We start from the raw sequence: 268 nt of genomic DNA on the forward strand, positions 1-268 counted from the left end.
TTGCTCTATTGGATTTAACTCCGGGGAGTAAGGCGGAAGTTTTATTAGCGTGACATTATTGAATGGTTTTACAGTATCAATAGTATGCCAACCAGCGCCATCAACGATCACGACCGCATGACGTCCTACCTCCGTGGCTTTTGATATTAATTCCATGTGTTGCGTCATGACGTCTTTATTGACGATAGGGCTGATCAGCGCTTCTGTTTTACCATTACTTGGGCACACTGCACCAAATAAGTATCCATACTCAAACTGCTGTTGTTTT

1 protein-coding gene is annotated in these 268 nt (G+C 42.9%); it reads right to left on the bottom strand.

Translation table 11 applies throughout. The features are described 5' to 3' along the window. Positions 1 to 268 (bottom strand): transposase (locus H5201_RS22815; protein ID WP_182785475.1); only part of this gene is annotated, 268 nt, incomplete at both ends.

The sequence above is a fragment of the Pseudoalteromonas sp. SG43-6 genome (assembly GCF_014164365.1).
GTDB lineage: Bacteria > Pseudomonadota > Gammaproteobacteria > Enterobacterales > Alteromonadaceae > Pseudoalteromonas > Pseudoalteromonas rhizosphaerae.